The sequence below is a fragment of the Moorena producens PAL-8-15-08-1 genome (assembly GCF_001767235.1).
GTDB classification, from domain to species: domain Bacteria; phylum Cyanobacteriota; class Cyanobacteriia; order Cyanobacteriales; family Coleofasciculaceae; genus Moorena; species Moorena producens_A.
On the sequence record NZ_CP017599.1, the window covers coordinates 7,637,405 to 7,657,278 of the forward strand.

General features: G+C 43.4%; 20 protein-coding genes. 10 read left to right on the plus strand and 10 right to left on the minus strand.

Annotated elements, in window-relative coordinates:
• Positions 1–238 precede the first annotated feature (238 nt).
• Positions 239–496, plus strand: coding sequence for a hypothetical protein (locus tag BJP34_RS28040; protein ID WP_070395179.1), 258 nt, complete (start codon positions 239–241; stop codon positions 494–496).
• Positions 497–702: 206 nt separating this feature from the next.
• Here the strand turns inward: BJP34_RS28040 and BJP34_RS49595 are convergent, their stop codons facing one another.
• Entirely contained in the window at positions 703–825 is a 123-nt protein-coding gene (locus BJP34_RS49595) for a hypothetical protein (RefSeq protein ID WP_267876403.1), read from the minus strand.
• 127 nt (positions 826–952) lie between these two features.
• On the opposite strand from BJP34_RS49595, the gene BJP34_RS28045 reads away from it, so the two are divergent.
• Positions 953–1,369, plus strand: a complete 417-nt coding sequence (locus BJP34_RS28045; RefSeq protein ID WP_070395180.1) for a helix-turn-helix domain-containing protein — start codon at positions 953–955, stop codon at positions 1,367–1,369.
• 19 nt (positions 1,370–1,388) lie between these two features.
• On the opposite strand, the gene BJP34_RS28050 is transcribed toward BJP34_RS28045, so the two are convergent.
• Entirely contained in the window at positions 1,389–2,087 is a 699-nt protein-coding gene (locus BJP34_RS28050; RefSeq protein ID WP_070395181.1) for a hypothetical protein, read from the minus strand.
• A 95-nt stretch (positions 2,088–2,182) separates the two neighbouring features.
• On the opposite strand from BJP34_RS28050, the gene BJP34_RS28055 reads away from it, so the two are divergent.
• Complete coding sequence (locus BJP34_RS28055; protein WP_070395182.1) at positions 2,183–2,281, plus strand: cytochrome b6-f complex subunit PetL; 99 nt, start codon at positions 2,183–2,185, stop codon at positions 2,279–2,281.
• Between the two features lie 48 nt (positions 2,282–2,329).
• Here BJP34_RS28055 and BJP34_RS44695 read toward each other — a convergent pair whose 3' ends face one another.
• The 3 genes from BJP34_RS44695 to BJP34_RS44700 all read right to left on the minus strand — a co-directional run bounded on the left by BJP34_RS44695 (position 2,330) and on the right by BJP34_RS44700 (position 3,683).
• Positions 2,330–2,473: a hypothetical protein gene (locus BJP34_RS44695; RefSeq protein WP_158517517.1), complete on the minus strand. Its 144-nt coding sequence runs from the start codon at positions 2,471–2,473 to the stop codon at positions 2,330–2,332.
• A gap of 75 nt (positions 2,474–2,548) precedes the next feature.
• Positions 2,549–3,466 (minus strand): histone deacetylase, encoded by a 918-nt coding sequence (locus BJP34_RS28060; protein WP_070395183.1) that lies wholly within the window; start codon positions 3,464–3,466, stop codon positions 2,549–2,551.
• A gap of 76 nt (positions 3,467–3,542) precedes the next feature.
• Complete coding sequence (locus tag BJP34_RS44700) at positions 3,543–3,683, minus strand: hypothetical protein (protein ID WP_158517518.1); 141 nt, start codon at positions 3,681–3,683, stop codon at positions 3,543–3,545.
• 646 nt (positions 3,684–4,329) lie between these two features.
• Between BJP34_RS44700 and gyrA the strand changes: the two genes are divergently transcribed.
• Both gyrA and BJP34_RS28070 read left to right on the plus strand, forming a co-directional pair.
• Positions 4,330–6,939, plus strand: a complete 2,610-nt coding sequence (gene gyrA / locus BJP34_RS28065) for a DNA gyrase subunit A (protein WP_070395184.1) — start codon at positions 4,330–4,332, stop codon at positions 6,937–6,939.
• Between the two features lie 115 nt (positions 6,940–7,054).
• Complete coding sequence (locus tag BJP34_RS28070; protein WP_070395185.1) at positions 7,055–7,621, plus strand: Uma2 family endonuclease; 567 nt, start codon at positions 7,055–7,057, stop codon at positions 7,619–7,621.
• A 416-nt stretch (positions 7,622–8,037) separates the two neighbouring features.
• Here BJP34_RS28070 and era read toward each other — a convergent pair whose 3' ends face one another.
• Positions 8,038–9,057 carry a GTPase Era gene (gene era, locus BJP34_RS28075; protein ID WP_070395186.1) on the minus strand — a complete coding sequence of 340 codons (1,020 nt, stop codon included), beginning with the start codon at positions 9,055–9,057 and terminating at the stop codon, positions 8,038–8,040.
• Positions 9,058–9,258: 201 nt separating this feature from the next.
• Here era and BJP34_RS28080 point away from each other — a divergent pair, with 201 nt between their 5' ends.
• Positions 9,259–11,136 (plus strand): DUF3370 family protein, encoded by a 1,878-nt coding sequence (locus tag BJP34_RS28080; RefSeq protein WP_070395187.1) that lies wholly within the window; start codon positions 9,259–9,261, stop codon positions 11,134–11,136.
• A gap of 385 nt (positions 11,137–11,521) precedes the next feature.
• A complete protein-coding gene (locus BJP34_RS28085) occupies positions 11,522–13,246 on the plus strand; it encodes a hypothetical protein (protein ID WP_149031227.1) in 1,725 nt (574 codons plus the stop codon).
• A 192-nt stretch (positions 13,247–13,438) separates the two neighbouring features.
• Here the strand turns inward: BJP34_RS28085 and BJP34_RS28090 are convergent, their stop codons facing one another.
• Complete coding sequence (locus BJP34_RS28090; RefSeq protein WP_083305381.1) at positions 13,439–14,731, minus strand: RNA-guided endonuclease InsQ/TnpB family protein; 1,293 nt, start codon at positions 14,729–14,731, stop codon at positions 13,439–13,441.
• Positions 14,732–14,792: 61 nt separating this feature from the next.
• Here BJP34_RS28090 and BJP34_RS28095 point away from each other — a divergent pair, with 61 nt between their 5' ends.
• On the plus strand, positions 14,793–14,972 hold the full coding sequence (locus BJP34_RS28095; RefSeq protein ID WP_070395189.1) for a hypothetical protein: 180 nt from the start codon (positions 14,793–14,795) through the stop codon (positions 14,970–14,972).
• Positions 14,973–15,173: 201 nt separating this feature from the next.
• Here the strand turns inward: BJP34_RS28095 and gap are convergent, their stop codons facing one another.
• On the minus strand, positions 15,174–16,190 hold the full coding sequence (gene gap, locus BJP34_RS28100; RefSeq protein WP_070395190.1) for a type I glyceraldehyde-3-phosphate dehydrogenase: 1,017 nt from the start codon (positions 16,188–16,190) through the stop codon (positions 15,174–15,176).
• A gap of 138 nt (positions 16,191–16,328) precedes the next feature.
• On the opposite strand from gap, the gene BJP34_RS49600 reads away from it, so the two are divergent.
• Together BJP34_RS49600 and BJP34_RS28105 are read left to right on the plus strand one after the other, a co-directional pair.
• The gene (locus tag BJP34_RS49600; RefSeq protein ID WP_267876404.1) at positions 16,329–16,454 is read left to right on the plus strand and encodes a hypothetical protein; all 126 of its coding nucleotides are present in this window, start codon (positions 16,329–16,331) and stop codon (positions 16,452–16,454) included.
• 351 nt (positions 16,455–16,805) lie between these two features.
• Positions 16,806–17,807, plus strand: coding sequence for a 2-hydroxyacid dehydrogenase (locus BJP34_RS28105; protein WP_070395191.1), 1,002 nt, complete (start codon positions 16,806–16,808; stop codon positions 17,805–17,807).
• Between the two features lie 130 nt (positions 17,808–17,937).
• Here BJP34_RS28105 and BJP34_RS28110 read toward each other — a convergent pair whose 3' ends face one another.
• Positions 17,938–18,999, minus strand: a complete 1,062-nt coding sequence (locus BJP34_RS28110) for a calcium-binding protein (RefSeq protein WP_070395192.1) — start codon at positions 18,997–18,999, stop codon at positions 17,938–17,940.
• A 180-nt stretch (positions 19,000–19,179) separates the two neighbouring features.
• Positions 19,180–19,842: a YggS family pyridoxal phosphate-dependent enzyme gene (locus BJP34_RS28115; RefSeq protein WP_070396923.1), complete on the minus strand. Its 663-nt coding sequence runs from the start codon at positions 19,840–19,842 to the stop codon at positions 19,180–19,182.
• Positions 19,843–19,874: the final 32 nt, after the last annotated feature.

The following is a 19,874-nucleotide window of genomic DNA, read 5'->3' on the forward strand; positions in this document are numbered from 1 at the left end:
TAGGAGGCGCTACGGGAACGGATTCCCCCAATCTAACACCTAATCTCTAATTACTAATTCATAATTCATAATTTATAAACAAATGCGATAGTCTGATCCGCTACGCGCTCCAATGATTACGCTCTCAAATTCAATGCGATCGCTTTTATTAAATAATCAAATAAATAAAAAATACTTGACAAAATAAATAATTATCTCTTACCATAAAAATGTCAGAAATCCAACAACAAAAAACATTATGGACATCGAAAACTTTCTCCCAAATTTTGAGTATAATCCCAACAATCCTAATTTCCCTGAATTATTTGGCCAACCCCAGCCAGGACGGGAGCAAATCAAACATATATTGATCGGTTCTCCCAAAACTGTGCGGGTCACAATCTATAATCTTTATGGCCGTGGCTACGCCCAAGTTCATGAGTGGAGCGCTCCTCAACCTACCGGAAATCCTGGTGAGGTGATCAGTATATTGATTCGACATCTGTTGGTAGATTAAAATAGCAAGTTGCCAGGGATGTCAATCCCTGGCCACAGGTCAAAACTGAGGAGAAAGTACGACGTCTGAAGTCTAAGACCTAAGTTTGTCTGTTGTTGATTTGGTGAACACATAGTCAAGAACCCTAGGGCTCTTGACTATTACAATAAATAATTCGGTCAAGGATTGGAATTAACCAGAACTTGACCGAATTTTTTTTATTTTGATTAGGGAATCGGGAATCGGGAATCGGGAATCGGGAATCGGGGAGATTTTGCGTAGGGTGTGTTAGGGGCGGGCTTGCCTTCATGTTCAATCTGTTGCCTGGGACAGCCCGCCCCGTAACGCACCAACCAAAGCCTTACTTGCGACAATGCAATAGTTTTTTAAAACACCCACATAACCCACATAACCCATTGCATCTTTTCAGAAATCCTGTTACTATAACAATATCGTTAAAGCAATGGTTTTACCGCCATGATGATTTCTACCGCACAAGCTGCTGAATTACTAGGTATCTCTGCCACTCGCGTCCGTTTCCTGTTGAGCAAGGGCAGAGTCAAAGGAGCTTATAAAGTCGGTAGAACTTGGGTGATTCCCTTATTTGATGGCATGCCAGTAGTTACCCCTGGCACTCGCGGACCGAAGCGGAATTGGTCAAAGCGTACAAATTATACGAAGGCGGTCATCCACGTTAATCAGAAAGTGATTCGCCAAAATCTCAAGACCGGCGAACGCAATCCAGTGATTACGGTAAAACGAGGCTCTAACAATACTTACGGTCATACTGTCGAAGTCAATGGCCCTTGTCGGGTCATGTATCGCCCAGATAATCCCCTACATTGTGGAGCACGGGTATGGATTGAGACGATTTCTGATTTTAAGGTGAGCTGAGCGGGGGTGAGGTAGGTTTTTAGTATTTAGCGATTTCCTTTTCATTGGAGAGAGTAAAATTCTCTAAAGAAACCTTTGCTGAATAGGCAATCCCATCCCGCTGATACAAAATTAATAGGCTATTTGCCTTTAGAACCTTGTAACCCAAAAATTTATCTACTCCACTTAGGACTTCCTGATAGTCATTACCATTGGGATGTGTCAATGCTATTGTGAGCATATCATTGTTTGTTAATCTTCCATCACCATTGGTATCTTGTTTAATAAGTTGGTATAAAACGGCTATAACTGGTTTCGATTCAAGCCTATTATTCTCTTTATCATTAGTTTCTGAAATGAAGCGATCGCTAGCAATTAAATAATCATTCTTAGCAAAGAGCCATTTGCTATTACCTGTTTCACTATCCAAAAACAAATAGTTTCTAGTTGAGCGTGTCGATTTGCTATAATAGGATTGGCTATAAGATTGATCTGAGTAAAGCGGCACCATTAGATAGGTTGTGCCATCAACTTCCTTGAGATTACCTAGCTCCCACTCTTGAGAGCTTGAGCTATCGTCATCAACATTAACAATGTTAATCCCCTGCCGGTCTCTGGTAGTGCTTCTGACTATCTCGATAGCAGCAAAAGCTAAAACCGCTATTGCTAGCAATCCACTAGCCATAATAACAATAGCATTAAAGCGCCACACAAAACGAAAAAATTTATTGTCTTCCATTTTTTTTCATCGTTGACTATTTCTCTGAGGAATAAGACTCAAGATGAGGTAAAATTAGGTAATATTATTAAACTATTGAATTTTCGGGGGATACTATGATCTCTGCAGCGATCGCTTACTTTGGACTTCTAGCTGGTGCTACTGTTGTGGCTCTGACTCTATTTTTTGGACTTAGAGCAGTTAAGTTGATCTAACTACTTTTGTTTCCATAATCATTAAAGCAGTATGGCGGATTGAAACATTTAATTGTTTTGATTATTTCCGCCTACTGTAGCGCTATATATATAGCAAGTCTTATAACCATGAGGGACAAATCTCTGGGTTTTAGGGAGCAGGGAGCAGGGAGCAGGGAGTAGGGAAGAGGTAAAAAATAATGTGTACCTCATAGCTATGATAAACGCTATAAAAATATCTATTTCACCAGCTACAATTACCCAACACTAGTCAAGCATATCCAATCTCTAAGCCAAACAAGCTTCAATTGTTGCTACCACGGACTGAGCTAGAGCAGTGAGTTCATACCCGCCTTCTAAACCAAAAACAATCCGACGAGTTAGTTGCAGACAATAGTTAGTAAATAACCCATAATCTTCTGGCTGCAAGGCAATATTTGCCAAGGGGTCGGCGGCATTAGCGTCATAACCAGCACTGACAATCAATAAATCTGGCTCAAATTTGGTTAAACATGGCATCACTTTCTGTTCAAACATAGGCTGGTAATCTGCTAACGTGCTGCCTGGTGCCATGGGAAGATTGAGGACATTATTGTGAAACCCCTGTTCACTGGCTTGGCCTGTACCAGGATAGCAAGGGGATTGATGAAGGGAGATGTAGGCAATGCGAGCATCTCGTTCCACAACATCTTGAGTGCCATTGCCGTGATGGACATCCCAGTCTAGGATGGCAACTCGTTCGACTCCTGATTGCTCTAAGGCATAGTAAGCTGCGATCGCAGCATTGGAAAATAAGCAAAACCCCATCCCTCTCTGACGTTCAGCATGATGACCAGGGGGACGGGCTAGAACGAAGGCTGAATTATTGGTAGTGAGGACTTGATCTACCGCATCTAGCCAAGCACTAACGGCGAGTAGGGCAACGTCGTAACTGCGGGGGGATATCCCTGTGTCCGCATCTAACCTGCCACCATTACTCAAAGCGATTTCTTCAACTGTCTCAATGTAGCGCTGGCTATGAATTTGTTGTACTAGGGGCATCACTCGACGAGTTTCCACCGCTGTCGGTAACTGCCACTTAATTTGGTCAGCCCAAGGTGCAGCTTTGATGGCATCCACAATGGCAGTTAAACGTTCTGGTCGTTCTGGGTGAAACCGACCGTTATCGTGTTCAAGAAACTCATCGGAGTAAATGACTGGAAACATAGTATAGCACGATTCAGCCAAAATGATGGAAAAACGTTTCAGGTCAAGGTACTTGTGAATAAATTAACCTTGCGGATTACTTCATCAGGTGATCCCTAAAGATACCAAACACGACACCAAAGGCGATTATAGCTAGAGCGAGGGAGACAGGGATTAAATCTGGTCTCAAAACGAAGGCAAAAATAGCTAAGCCAATCAAAACATAGGATAGTTTCATCAAAAACTCCTTAGTTATTGGGAACCGATACTTTTTAGCTACCAAAGTCTACCAAGATAGACCAAGGCCCGCCAAGGCAAGATGCGATCGCATCCAGGATGTATCTACGCGCTTCACAGTGAGGCGAGGGATTGCTCGCCTCACTGTGCGCCATAAAAATGTCAAAAAATTTTGTTCCACCGGGATAGAGAGCGCAACTATTAAACCCTTGGTTTTCGGCTTTAATTTAAGTTACATAATAATCCTTTTCGGTGTTACCCTAATTCAAGTCTAACAAATAATAAGATTTTTTGGTAGACTATGCGACATTTTCGATTATATTTTACTCACCTCTGACGTTTTGTCAGGGGAGGAAAACAACCTGGTGGCATAAACCGCCAGTCAACATGAACAAGAACAGGTGAAATTCCTAAGCTACCCTAGGAAATTTTCTGTCTTTTTCCCATAATTTTTGCACAAGAACCGCGAATCTGCTCATTGTCTAAGCCTTGCCTGTGGTTCTGTTAGCGGCTATAGTATAGATTTTGTGTTAAAATTTAAAAATAACCAGCCAAATTTGAAAAAAAAACGTGTTAAAAGCCTCTTTTAAGAGATTTTAACCGATTTATTTAGCAAAATCCTCGATAATAAGGGAGTTTGTCCAACTATGAGTACATCCCAAGAACGCATTGTCCCGACAAATTTGCGGAACGAAATGTCCCGGTCTTATTTAGAATACGCCATGAGCGTTATTGTAGGTCGGGCATTACCAGATGCCAGGGATGGGCTCAAGCCAGTACACCGAAGAATTCTCTATGCCATGCATGAGCTGGGTTTAAGCCCAGACCGTCCATTCCGCAAATGCGCTCGTGTGGTAGGGGAAGTGTTGGGTAAGTATCATCCCCATGGGGATACTGCTGTTTATGACGCTTTGGTGCGCATGGCTCAGGATTTCTCCATGCGATCGCCTCTAATTAATGGTCATGGAAATTTTGGCTCAGTAGACAACGACCCCCCAGCGGCAATGCGTTACACAGAGTGCCGCTTGCAAGCGATCGCTACCAATGCCCTACTCCGGGACATTGAGTCAGAAACTGTAGAATTCGTTGATAACTTTGACGGTTCCCAGCAAGAACCGACTGTCTTACCGGCACGGATTCCCCAATTACTGCTCAATGGCTCATCGGGGATTGCTGTGGGTATGGCAACCAATATCCCCCCTCATAACCTGGGAGAGTTGGTGGATGGCTTAGTTGGCCTGATCCATAATCCCGAAATCACTGATAAGGAGTTAAGGCGGTATATCCCTGGTCCAGATTTCCCCACTGGGGCACAGATTTTAGGCACATCGGGTATTAAAGATGCTTACACCAGTGGTAGGGGTTCTATCACCATGCGAGGTGTGGCAGAAATTGAAACGATTGGGCAACGAGGTCGTCCAGACAAGGAAGCCATTATTATTACTGAGCTACCTTACCAAACTAATAAGGCAAGCTTAATCGAAAAGATTGCTGAATTGGTTAATGATAAGCGCATTGATGGCATTTCCGATATTCGGGATGAAAGCGATCGCAATGGCATGCGCATCGTAATCGAACTAAAGCGCGATGCTTATCCCAAAGTTGTCCTGAACAATCTCTACAAGCAAACCCCCCTCCAAACCAATTTTGGAGCAAATATGCTAGCCCTGGTGGGCAATGAACCCCAGTTGCTGACCATAAAGCAGTTCTTAAACGTTTTCCTGGATTTCCGCATTGAAACCATTACCCGACGGACTCAATATCAATTGCGCAAAGCTGAGGAACGGGATCATTTACTGCAAGGGTTACTAATTGCCCTAGATAGCTTAGATGCTGTGATTGCCGTGATTCGGGGGGCGGCAGATACGACTACAGCACGAGGACAATTAGTTACAGAATTTAGTCTATCTGAAGCCCAAGCTGATGCTATTTTGCAAATGCAGCTGCGCCGTCTGACTGCTTTGGAAGCCCAAAAGATTCAAGCTGAGCATGAGGAATTACAAGTTAGGATTGCGGATTTACGGGATATCCTAGCTCGCCGAAGTCGCATCCTGGAGATTATTGAAACTGAAGCCCAGCAACTGAAACAGAACTTTGCCACACCACGCCGCACACAAATTCAACAGGTTGAAGGGGAACTAGATGATACTGACCTGATTGCTAATGAAAAAGCTGTGATTCTGCTGACTGAGCAAGGGTATATCAAACGCATGCCTGTGGATGAGTTTAGAGCTCAAGCTCGGGCAACTCGTGGTAAAGCTGCTGCCAGGATCAAAGATGATGATGAGGTAGAGCATTTCTTCACTTGCTGCGACCACGATAGCATTTTATTTTTTAGCGATCGCGGTGTAGTCTACTCTCTGCGTGCCTACCAAATCCCGGCTGCATCTCGCACCGCCAGGGGGGTACCGATTGTGCAGATGTTACCCATTCCCCACGAAGAAAAAATTACTTCTATTGTACCGGTATCTGAATTTACAGATGATGAATATCTAGTCATGTTAACCCATAAGGGTTACATTAAGAAAACTGCCCTAGATGCTTTCAGCAAAATTCGGGCAAATGGATTAATTGCTATTTCCCTCGGGGAAGGAGACCAGTTGCGGTGGGTACTTCGTGCTAGGCAAGAAGACAGCATCATAATTGGGTCTCGTCATGGCATGGCAATTCACTTCAAGTGTGACAATGATCAACTCCGCCCCCTCGGTCGTGCGACCAGAGGAGTTAAGGCTATGAAACTCAAGGGTGATGATGAATTAATCGGTATGGATATTTTGTCCGGTCAAATCATCGCTAGTTTAGCTGCTACTGAGGATTCAGAGGAAGAGACAGAAGACCTTAGTGATTCTGAGATGGTGGAAACAGCGGCTCAGGGTCCTTGGGTATTAATTGTTACCATGGGAGGCTATGGCAAGCGGGTACCGGTATCCCAATTCCGGTTACAAAACCGTGCTGGTATGGGAGTTCGCTCAACCAAATTCCGTTTACCCAAAGACCAACTGGCAGCCCTACAGGTAGTTAATGAAGGGGATGAATTGATGATAGTCACTAGTCGAGGGATTATCATTCGTCAAGCTGTTGATGCTATTTCTCCCCAATCCCGCATGGCAACTGGGGTCAGAGTGCAAAAGTTAGATGATGAAGATGCGATCGCAGCGGTTGCTTTAGTACCTATCTCAGATCAAGAGCAAGAAATCGAAGAGCCGGAAATCGAAGAGCAGGAAATCGAAAAGCCGGAAGAGTCAGTAGATCAATAACAATAGGCCACTAGAAATAAACCTACAATAGGTTTTTGTAGACGGTTGACGGTTAACCGTCTACAAAACCCACCTTAACTACACTAATAAACCGGTTCTCTAGGAGGCAACTCAAATGATTCAAACTGCAAAAAAGTTTTACACATTTGAAGAGTATCTTTCCTACCATGATGACAGTGACTACAAGTATGAGCTTGTTAATGGAGAGCTTATTGCTATGCCACCTGCTAGTGGACTACATGCCCTGATTATGCTTTTTTTATTCAAGGAATTTGATAGAGAAATTGAGAGGTTTAGTTTAGATTGGGTTGTTATGCCTGGTAATCTTGGGGTTCGCATAGCTGAGAATAAATCTAGAATTCCTGATTTAGTCATTATCTCAGAAAGTCAGCGGCAAGCTATCCGTTCCATGTCATCAGCGGTGCTGGAATCAGCACCACTACTAGCAGTAGAAATTGTCAGTGCAGGTAATCCCCAAGATGATTACCGCTACAAGCGTTCTGAATACGCGGTGCGGGAAGTGCCTGAATATTGGATTGTTGATCCAATAAAGTCTAAGGTCTCGGTTTTGCGTTTAGTTGATGGGTTTTATGATTTGACAGAATTTACAGGAAATAAAAAGATTGAATCACAAACGTTTACCGACTTAGCTTTGACAGTTGAACAAGTCTTGCTAGCTTAGACTAATTGTTAATGATAACTTTTAAAAAAAGCTCTTGCACCAAGTTAAAATTTATCTATTTTAATATCAATACTAGGTTTACATATCAACTAAAATGCTAGATATAGCGCTACGCGCAAGTCAGAAGTTAGAAGTCAGAAGTAAGCTATGACTAAGTTTCAGAGTTTAGGAATGTCCTAAGCTTAATGCGTAGTGCTATATATAGCGTTTATCATAGCTATGAGGTACACATTCTTTTTTCCCTCTTCCCACTTCCGACTTCCCTCTTACCTGCTCCCTAAAACCTAAAACCTAAAACCTAAAACCTAAAACCTAAAACCTAAAACCTAAAACCTAAAACCTAAAACCTAAAACCTAAAACCTAAAAATTTGTACCTCATGGGTATAATACTTGCTATATAATAGCGTAATTACTATTACTTCTCCACCCGATATCCCAACTCTAATAACCGTAAGCGAGATTGTCGCCATTTCGGTTTTACTTTCACAAACAATTCCAGGTAAACTTGACCAGCAACTAACTTTTGAAGTTGCTGGCGGGCCGCAGTACCAATTTGTTTGAGCATAGTACCCTTTTTGCCAATTAAAATACCTTTTTGGGAGTCTCTCTCTACATTAATCGTAGCAAAAATACGGGTAATTTTTGGTTGCTCCTCCACTAAATCAATAGTAATAGCAACCGAGTGGGGGACTTCCTCACGAGTTAGGAGTAAGATTTGCTCTCGAATCAATTCCCCCATGATAAACCGTTCTGGCTGGTCAGTTAAGAAGTCAGGGGGATAATAATATGGCCCTGGTTCTAAGCGCTCAATTAATTTCTGCTGCAATAGGTCTAAGTGATTACCTGTTAGGGCAGAAAATTTGACGACTTCCCAGCCTTGAGCAGTAGCTAGTTTAGCGTAACTAGCATCAATTGATTTTCCCCTACTCTGGCGAGGTTGTATATCTGATTTGTTAACACCCAAAATTACTGGTGTCTTGGTATGGCTCAGTAGATCAACAATAAAGCGATCGCCTCCTCCCGCCTCCACCGTACTATCCACCACCAACAGCACCACATCCACTAACTCAATGGCTATTTGGGCGTTTTTCACCAATACCTTACCCAGTTGATGATGAGGTTTGTGAATCCCTGGCGTATCTACAAAAATCAACTGAGCTTCCGGTGTGGTCAAGATACCTCGCAGCCGATTTCGGGTGGTTTGAGCCACTGGCGAAGTGATGGCAATTTTTTGCCCTACCAGTTTATTCATCAGTGTGGATTTGCCCACATTCGGGCGTCCCACAATCGCCACAAAGCCAGACTTAAAGCCCTCTGGAGCAACCGGAATAGTTTCTATAACTGAGGACTTGATAACTTTTTCCTCTAGGTTATCTTGGGAAGAGTCTATGGTCGAATCCTCTTGTTGGTCTTGGATTTGAGAATTGTCAGTCATTGAACCAATCGTAGTTTTTATGGTTTTATGCTTAAATGTATGTTACCAACGTAGATAGGGACTATGTTGAGGATGTTGTTACATGGGATAACACCCCGGTTAATTGAGCAACAATATCAGAAATAGAACTGATCGTGGGCTTGAAATAAAAAATTCCAAGTTAGTTGCCCACACTAAAGCAGTTTAGACTACATACTACTGATGACCAATACCGCTACTTTCCCTGACCTGGAAAATCATTGGGCGAAAGATTGTATCAACCAACTGCGGGAGCGTAAGTTGGTCAGTGGTTACCCGGATGGTAAATTTCGTCCTAATTCTAGGATTACCCGTGCTGAGTTTGCTGTCTTAATGCTGAATGCGTTTCCCTCAGCGCCGATTCAACGAGGTGGTATTCGTTTTCTGGACGTACCTAGTAATCATTGGGCCAAGAATGTGATTCAAGATGCCTACAAGCGGAGATTTTTTTCGGGCTATCCTGGCAGACGATTTAAACCGAATGAGTCCATTTCTCGAGTGCAAGCGATCGCCGTTTTAGCAGGAGCCAAGAATTTCCCTATCCCGTCAGATCCCGATGGAACTATCAGACGGTATTTTACTGATGCTAGCCAGATTCCCCAGTATGCTAAAAATGCGATCGCATCCGCAGCAATTAATACTATTGTGGTTAACTATCCCAATCTCAAACAGGTCAAGCCAAATCAGAGTGCTACCCGTGGTGAAGTAGCGGCTTTGCTGTGTCGGGCCTTAAACATCTATGCTGTTCCACCTCAGTATATTGCTGGAGTGGACGTTTCTCCTGATGATGTTCGTAGTTTACCAGGGCAATTGGATCAGGTGCCTGTCTTTAATAGCAATAGTCCAGAACTAGTCAGAAGTGAGGGAATTTTGCTGTCTACGTTTTCACCGGAAGGGAAACAAGTTCCTTCTGGCCACCTTGACTATGGCTTTAATGGACGGTTTGATATCTTTACCCACCATATTGCTAGAGCAGAGACTCAGGCCGAAACCCATCCCCTTTACCAAGGATTGATAGTTTATAATCCCAATGACACACCTGTTACAGTGGAGGTCTTGCAAGGGGCGAGTTATCTGTCTACCCCAGATGCACCGTTTATCTCGTTGCCGGATATGGTGGATAATCCCAACGGTACAGTCTATGCTGGTCCTGGCAGTCGGACGATGAATGATGTACTCAGGGGAATTCTCCAAGAACTATTTCCCGCCAAACTGGTGCTGAAGGCAAAACAAAGCCAGATGTTAATGAATCAGCCAATTCCAGTTAAACGATCACCAGCTTCCAATGGTCGTTCTACCATGATGCGCTTACGGAGTGATGGCATGGTTTATCTGGCTAACTTAGCGATGAAAGCCCCTCGTGATGGCAATGGAAACTATCAGGAACCTACGGTAGCAGAATGGCAACAGTTACTGGATACGGGAGGCTTAGCTCAACCCCGTGGACCGATACCCACTCCTCTCGAACCACCTCAAGAACCGACGGTGTTTGGTCGGGTGGCTGGTGTTTCCCAAGGTTCTAAATGGCAAGTGCTGATTCAAGATAATCCAAATGTTAACTATTTGAGTATTCCTCAGCTAGGGCAGGGGTTTTCTTATGTGCTGGGGACTCTACATCTGATTACTCTGAGTACAGGGCAAATTCAAAGTGCACCGATGTTAAGGCGCTATCCCGATACGGCCTACTTTGCCCACAGTAATTATGGGGTAGAATACAATATAACTTTGCCATTGAAGAATACTACTAATCAACCCCAAACGGTGACGGTATCGCTGCAAACGCCATTGAAGGATGAGGGGGGTACTGATCGACTGCTGTTTTTGAACCCACTGGTTGAAAACGTGTTCTTTCGGGGTACACTCAGAATAAATTATGATGATGATGATCGAAAGGCTCAGACGCGCTATGTGCATTTAGTGCAGCGACGAGGACAGCCAGGGCATCCATTGGTGACGTTGAATTTAGCCCCTGAAGAAGTTAGGCAGCTAGAGGTGGATTTTCTCTATCCCCCGGATTCGACACCACCCCAGGTGCTGACAGTTCGGACTTTGGAGGGTTAGGAAAGTTGGAAATCGGCTCACAAATGCAAGGTCGCGATTGTGCGATCGCACGATCAAATATTGATCTCAATTCTAGTAGTCTGACGGATTTAGCCTGAATCTGCTATTGTTTAACGTTAGCAGCATACTGAACTTTATCAAAAATAGCTGATGCCAGCAAAAGCGATCAGTATTAACTATTTAGGAGTTTATTTATTGCTGACGAAGTTTTGCCTAAGATCATCAAACCAGCAGAAATGCTTACTCTAGATGATAGAGATGATCTAGTTACGGCAGCCAGTGCCTAGGGATATACCTAGAATTGCTGTCGGCACCAGAACAACTATATCACACTCAGGTTCCTTGATAACTGTTGCTAGATAACTATATGAGACGTTGAACACTTATGCCTTCTCAAACCTTTATCGTGCGTGCTCACACTCGTACGATTCATACCCGTCCAGTTACATTTTTTTGCCCGAAATGCAATCATATGACTACTCGTGAGTGCTATCCTGGTAAGCCTCCTAAATACTGTCTCGAATGTAGTCCGAGACGAAAACGTCAGCAAGATGAGCTTTATATACCCGAAAAGGGGATGTTCAAGCCAACACACAACTTGGTTAATCTTACCAGTGGCCAGAAAACACCAGTATGTCTGGAGAAGTCTCCCCAAGCTGGGTGGCTTTTTGTGAGGACAGCCCTAGATTGGTTTAGCGGGGAAAGCATCATCAAGTATCACACAACTAAAGGGGTTTACAGCCAGGAAGTGCCGTTGGCAGATTATATCGTCGAAGCTCTCCCAGCTGACGAGGTCACTACAGCATTTCCATCAGCTACCTCTGGAAGTAAGACAGACAAGACGATTACAAAGAAGATTACTCCTGCTAAATCTTCATCAGAGCTGATTTTAGTAGAACCCTACAGTGTGAAGAAGATGTGCGATCGCTTCCGGTGTGGGGACAGGTTACTCAAGAGGATGCGCACTGACCCAAACTTCAGCCAGTGGAGTCGCTCTCGAGATCCCGAGGGCATCACTTGGGAGTATCGGCAAGGAAAATATTTTCCTTTAGTTGATCAGCTTAATCAGGTTAATCAGGAATCATCAGCCACCTCTGAACCTGAAATAGAGGATACTACCCCCACTACTAATGGGTTATCGCAAGGTTTTTTAGTAAAACCCTACAGTGTCAAACAGATGTGCGATCGCTTCCGGTGCGGGGACAGGTTACTCAAGAGGATGCGCACTGACCTAAACTTCAGCCAGTGGAGTCGCTCTCGAGATCCCGAGGGCATCACTTGGGAGTATCGGCAAGGAAAATATTTTCCTTTAGTTGATCAGCTTAATCAGGTTAATCAAGAATCATCAGCCACCTCTGAACCTGAAATAGAGGATACTACTCCCACTACTAATGGGTCATCCCAGGGTTTTTTAGTAAAACCCTACAGTGTCAAACAGATCTGCGATCGCTTCCGTTGTGGGGACAGATTACTCAAGAGGATGCGCACTGAGCCCAACTTCAGCCAGTGGAGTCGCTCTCGGGATCCCGAGGGCATCACTTGGGAGTATCGGAAAGGAAAATATTTTCCTTTAGTTGATCAGCTTAATCAGGTTAATCAAGAATCATCAGACACCTTTGAACCTGAAATAGAGGATACTACTCCCACTACTAATGGGTTATCGCAAGGTTTTTTAGTAAAACCCTACAGTGTCAAACAGATCTGCGATCGCTTCCGTTGTGGGGATAGGTTACTCAAGAGGATGCGCACTGAGCCCAACTTCAGCCAGTGGAGTCGCTCTCGGGATCCCGAGGGCATCACTTGGGAGTATCGGCAAGGAAAATACTTTCCTTTAGTTGATCAGCTTAATCAGGTTAATCAAGAATCATCAGCCACCTTTGAACCTGATAGCGATGAGACTACTGCCACCACTAATGGGTCATCCCAGGGGATTTCAGTAGAACCCTACAGTGTCAAACAGATGTGCGATCGCTTCCGTTGTGGGGACAGGTTACTCAAGAGGATGCGCACTGACCCAAACTTCAGCCAGTGGAGTCGCTCTCGGGATCCCGAGGGCATCACTTGGGAGTATCGGAAAGGAAAATACTTTCCTTTACTTAATCACCAATAATTCATTAATCTCAAACCGACTCAGCAGATGCGAACGCGCCCCGCGTGACCTACGGTCAATCGCATCTGCTTTTCTATTTCACCGGATACGAGAAATTGAACTCTCCCTGGCTTGAAAGCACAGGGATTCTAAGCGGATTTCACTTCGCGGGTTAAAACCGCGCTTGGTGCGCTTTCCGTTTGAAGAATTAAATTACGGGGTCGCACCTCTGCGTGAAGTTGCTTCACGATACGATTTAGAAAGTGAATCTAATCTGTATCGTTGTGGCAGGCTCAAAACTGCTCTACAGACCTTGGCTAGGGGAAACCCTAGCTGTGTCTCTACTTTCCTGAGGATGTTACCAGCCCCATTACAGTCGGCGTTAATTAATTCACCTTTTCGAGACCTATAAAGTCCACGCTTTACTCGCCTTCCAGATTCTTTCCACCCCTTGGGTTTCCCACCAAGCGTAGGTAGAAAATCATTATCTAGAAAACTTGCCTTGCTGGTATAGCTCTCTTCAGTCTCAATAAATTTAATACCGTACTCAATACATAGCTGCTCAATTCTATTTTTTAATTTAGCGGTAGGGATTTGAACAAATTGCTGATTATTTTTCTTCCCAATATTGATACCATCTTTATTCCTTTTGTTCCAACCGAAAACGACTATACTGATTTGATGTCTTATACACCAGTTAACAACAAATCTAGCCGCTTTGTTCACGTTGTCGCGCATTTGACAGTTGCGTCTTTCAGTCAGAGATGCTAGTTTTTCATCCCAATAGTCCCATTGTTTACCTTTTTTGATTGCAGATACTCGCTTATTGTACCACTGGTTTTGTGACTTGACTTTTCTGCCATCTACGATAAAAGATTTTCCAATATTAGAAACGCAAGTTAACCAGTTATTGAGGCCGGGGTCGATACCTAATACATTCTCTGTAGGTGTTACCGGCTTTGGTTTTGGTCGCTCGTATACAAACTCCAGATAAAAACAGCCATTCCTGGGGACAAAACGATACTCTTTAATTGACTTGAAGTCTATATTGGATGGCATAGGTAGTAGAAAGTGATCAATGCCAAACCAGGCTTTAACTTGCTTTCCCAGGGTAAATTTGAGTTGACCTTTTACCAGCTTTACCCAGCGGGCAGGATAGCTAACTACAGATAACCCTCCTTTCTTACGATACTTTGGAACTCTAGGCTTATCTGTCAATTGCCCTTTGTCATACTTTTTCTTGAGAGCTTTGTAAGACTTGAAAGACTCAATGACTCCGTGTAAAGTTTGTTGAGCACATGCAGATCTTAATGCCCTGAAGTGGACATTTGTCTTCATTATCTTATCCAGTTCCGCGTTGTTAAGGTATTTGCCAACCTTAAACAACATTTGACGGCAATAATATAAGCCACAATTTGTTAACTTGTTGGCTTCCGAACAGATGAACTCTATGAATGCTTGATTCTCAGTCGTTGTAGTTATTAGGTGCTGCTGACATCCGTACATTCTATCGACCTTTTGTTGTGCTACATTAATTATATACCCTGATAATTAATGTGTCAAGCAAATGCCAGAAAAAATCAAGAAAAAAGTGGGAAGACCGAGCTTGCATGGTGTGCGAAAAAAATCCTATAGTGTAATGACTACAGAAACGGCCTGGAATGGACTAAAAGAAATGGCTAAAGAAGCCAATTTAAGCCTTTCTGAATTTCTAGAAACTTTGGGTAGGACAAAGCAGCTCCCATGACACGAGAGCCGGTATAAATACCGGTACGCTCCCCGGCCACCCAATAAATTAGGTGGCTAACTCTCGCTTGTTACTCCTGTGTTTGGTCTTTCCCAACTTGCGGTCTCTTCCAGTCTGTTCTCCCTCTTCCCCTTCTGCGGGTTCTAGTCAGGGAAAGTAGTTACTGATTTTTCCTTTCCCTGGGCTAGCTGCTATTTACCCCTAACCTTTAGCTGCCATAGATAACATCAGGTCAATCATGCGGTTAGAGTAACCCCACTCATTGTCGTACCAACAGACAACTTTAAAGAAATTAGAATTAAGTTCCATTCCCGCTCCAGCATCGAAAATGCTTGAATGAGGGTCGCCTTGAAAATCGGTGGACACCACTGGCTCCTCTGTATAGCCCAAAATTCCTTTCATCGCCCCAACTGACGCTGCCTTCATTGCTGCACAAATCTCTGGGTAGCTGGTTGCCTTTTGAGTCCTGAAGGTCAAATCTACCACTGATACATCCGGTGTTGGTACCCGTAATGCCATCCCGGTAAGTTTACCTTTCAGTTCCGGTAACACTAGCGTGACAGCTTTGGCCGCACCCGTAGAAGCGGGGATAATGTTCTGAGCAGCACTTCGCCCCCCCCGAAAGTCTTTCTTACTTGGACCATCTACCGTTGGCTGGGTAGCAGTCATGGCATGGACCGTAGTCATTAACCCTTCCGCTAGCCCAAAATTGTCATTAATCACTTTAGCAATGGGAGCAAGACAGTTAGTTGTGCAACTGGCATTGGAAACGATACTATCTTTAGCCGGGTCATAGGTATCGTGATTGACACCCATCAACAGGGTGGGAACCAAATCAGGGTTTTTAGTCGGAGCAGAGATTACCACCCGCTTCGCTCCCGCTTGTAAATGCTTAGATGCCCCATCATAGGTGGTAAATAGACCCGTAGATTCTACTACATATTCCACACCGAGTTTCGTCCAAGGCAGTTCCTCTGGGTTTTTAATTGAGACACAGGGGATTTTCTTGCCATTGACCACAATTCCATCAGCTTCAGCTTCTACGGTACCCTTGAAACGACCATGGGTTGAGTCGTATTTGAGTAAATAGGCGATAGTCTGTGGTGGAACTAGGTCATTAATGCCCAGCACTTCGATTTCTGGGTAGTTGAGGGCAGCACGGAATACGAGTCGTCCGATACGACCAAATCCATTGATACCCACTTTGACAGTTGCCATGGACAAATCTCCTTTAAGAGGTTTACAAATTTACGTTTTTCGATAGCGATGCAGCGCGGTCTTGGGGGTTTCCCCCATGAGCGACTGCATCAAGACAATTAATAATCCTCATCCAGCGATGCAGAGGTGCGACCCGTGATGGCGAACGCGCCCCGCGTGACCTACGGTCAAGGCATTGCTCGCCATCACGGAAAACGCACCATTACGGTCTTGGAGAAACTCCCATTCGCTTTCTGCATCAAAACAATGTCATCCAATCGGTAAGATTAATTCTTCCTGTGTTGTTGACAGCTGGGAGCATCAAAACTATCATGAACGGATTGCAAAGCAACCAGATGTGACTCAATGATTTTTGCTAGGCATCCAAGCTATTGTTTATAGCTCACTCTACTCATTATTTGTTAATTCTTTAACTTAATTTAAGACTGTGGTAATTGGTATCAATCTCTACCACTGCTCTGTCTTAAACTTCAAAGAAAGAAAAGATAAGGTAAGCATTTACATGACCGCTGATAGCTGACTGTTAAATGCTTACCAGAGAATTAACCTTTTCTTTAAACCTAGTCTTTAAATTTTTATCTACAATTTAATTAAGCTGGTTTTGAGATTAGGTCTATGAAAGTCGCTGTCTTTAGTACAAAAGTCTACGACCGACAGTTTCTGGAAGCTGTTAATTCCCAATATGGTCATGAATTAACTTTTTTTGAACCGCACCTCGATACTCAAACGACTATTTTGGCATCAGGATGTCCAGCAGTATGCGTTTTTGTTAATGATACCCTCAACGGACAAGTGTTGGAAAAGCTGGCGGAACAGGGAACTCGTCTGATTGCTCTACGCTGCGCTGGTTTTAATAATGTGGATGTCACAAAAGCGACAGAATTGGACATGACAGTAGTGCGTGTTCCGGCTTACTCCCCTTATGCGATCGCTGAACATACCATTGGCTTAATGCTAGCCCTGAATCGCAAGATACATCGTGCTTATTCTCGAGTACGAGAAGGAAATTTTTCCCTAGATGGACTCTTGGGATTCGATATGCATGGTCGAACTGTAGGCATCGTGGGAACTGGTAAAATTGGTGTTATCGTAGCCCAAATTCTCACTGGTATGGGGTGTCAATTAGTAGCATATGATCCCTATCCGAACCCGGAGTGTCAAGCTTTAGGGGTCAAGTATGTAGAGCTAGCTGAACTCTTTGCTATCTCTGATATTGTCACCCTACACTGTCCCTTAACTACTGAAAACTATCATCTGATTAATTCCGAAGCTCTAGAGCAGATGAAACCAGGTGTGATGCTAATTAATACTAGTCGAGGGGGATTGATTGATACCAAAGCCATTATTGGTGCCCTGAAGTCCAAGAAAATTGGCTATATCGCTCTGGATGTCTATGAGGGAGAATCTGACTTGTTTTTTGAGGATTTGTCCAATGAAGTCATTCAAGATGATATTTTTCAACGTTTACTAACATTCCCTAATGTAATCATTACTGCTCATCAAGCTTTTTTAACTGAAGATGCCCTCCATAACATTGCTGAAACTACACTCTCTAATATTAGCAACGTTGAGAAAGGTCTTCCTTGTCCAAATAAAATTATTATTCATAGGGAATAGGGCATAATATTAAATCAGCTTGAATAGCAAATCTTAACAACTAGTGACCTCGGCAAAATTCAATTAATATTTTAGTAATTGGTAATCCTAATCCAATTACCAATTATCAATTACCAATTACTAAATTAGCCTAAAATGCACTAGGAGGAGGGGGAACAAACGCAAGAGGAGGGAATACTTTCAAATCAATATCCTGCTCTGGACTGAAATTAAGACCTGCTTGTAGTTGAGCAAATTGTCGCTCTTCAAAGGACAGAGCACCTGTAGTTTTATTGTAGGAGATTTGATCAATATCAAGTTCCCCAAAACTAACAATTTCAATCCTGTCTCCCTGTTGGACATTGAAATCGGTAATCCTGTCAATTCCGCTTTCCGGTCGTGGAACTTCCGAGTCAGAGTTCCTCGACAATAGGGAACTATCAGTTATGTTGATTCCCGTTGAAGGTTGTAGCGCTTGTGATGAAGGGATTGAAGGGGGAAAGATGGGTAATGGACGATTTCTAAATGTGAACTGAAAGATATCAGCTCCATGACCACCAGTCAGGGTATCGCTACCGTTGCCACCTACTAGAGAATCATCACCATTCCCACCAATTAGATAATCATTCCCGCCACCAAAGACATTTTGATCATCACCATCACCAATTAGGGTATCATTGCCAGTTCCACCAATGAGAGTATCACTGCTACCTCCACCTTCGAGGACATCATTTCCGTCTCCACCATCAAGGATGTCACTACCTGGATTATAGTTTATGGGAATTCCAGTCAAACGCCTACGAACATCACCTAAAAGGGAATCATCACCAGCTCCGCCTTTTAGGACATCATTCCCATCTGCTCCGTTGAGAGTGTCATTTCCTGTTCCACCATCGAGGAAATCATGATCAGATGTCTGTTTAACCTCAAACAAATTCAATCCAAAGCTAGGACCGGGTCCACCAGTAAGGACATCATTCCCTGAGCCACCAATCAGGGTATCATTACCCTCTCCACCATCGAGAGTATCCGAATCCTCCTCCCCTTCAAGACGGTCATTACCCCCTCGACCATTGAGAATATCATCCCCAGCTCTACCTTTGAGGGTATCATTCTGTGAGCCACCGTTGAGAGTATCGTTGCCACTGCCACCTATGAGAATTACACTAGTATTTGTAGTATTTGTTTCCAAGTCCACTTTCAAGTTAAACATTTCTTCGAGCACCTATTCCTATCCAACTCCGACCTCCTTTATTGTCTGGTGTTAGGTATGGTAAGGCTAGCCAATTTGGCAGTATTTAGCCAATTTGACCGATTTATTGGTGCCCGTTGACGCTTGTCGGGAAACCCGACCTGGGTCGCACCGCAAAATACCGTTAAAAATGCTCAATAACTATTGACGTTTTCCGAAAATTTTGCTCCCTAGGCGAATCATCGTTGCCCCTGCTTGAATAGCCTGCAAATAATCTCCCGACATTCCCATTGACACTTCTTTTAAGTTTAAATGAGTTGTTTGATTAAGCTGTTCCTTGAATTTAGCAACGTCTACAAATGCATCAAAAATTTCAGCTTCCGATAACCCCAAGGGAAGAATTGTCATTAACCCTTGAATATCTAAGCAATCGCAAGCTTCCAATTCTGGTAATGTTTCTAATAACTGCTCAACAGACCAACCATATTTATTAGGATCGGGCAATATCTTGATTTGTAAACAAACCTTAAGTCGTTTATCTAACTCATTAGCTCGCCGATTTAAACTCTGGGCTAATTTTAAATCATCAACGGAATGGATCCAGTCCATTGTTTGAACAGCAAGTTTTGTTTTATTCTTTTGTAAGTGACCGATAAAATGCCAGGAAATATCTTCTAAATCTTGTAACTGTTCCTGCTTAGCACAAGCCTCTTGCAAGCGATTTTCTCCAAAATCCCGAATTCCCGCATTATAGGCTTCCCGCATTTTGTCTACAGATACGGTTTTGCTAACTGCAATTAAACGGACATTAGGTTTTAACTGTTGACGAATCTGCTGGATATTATCAGTAATAGGTGTAGTCATAGTTGAAGGTATTGTTTCCATTGTCTTCCCTA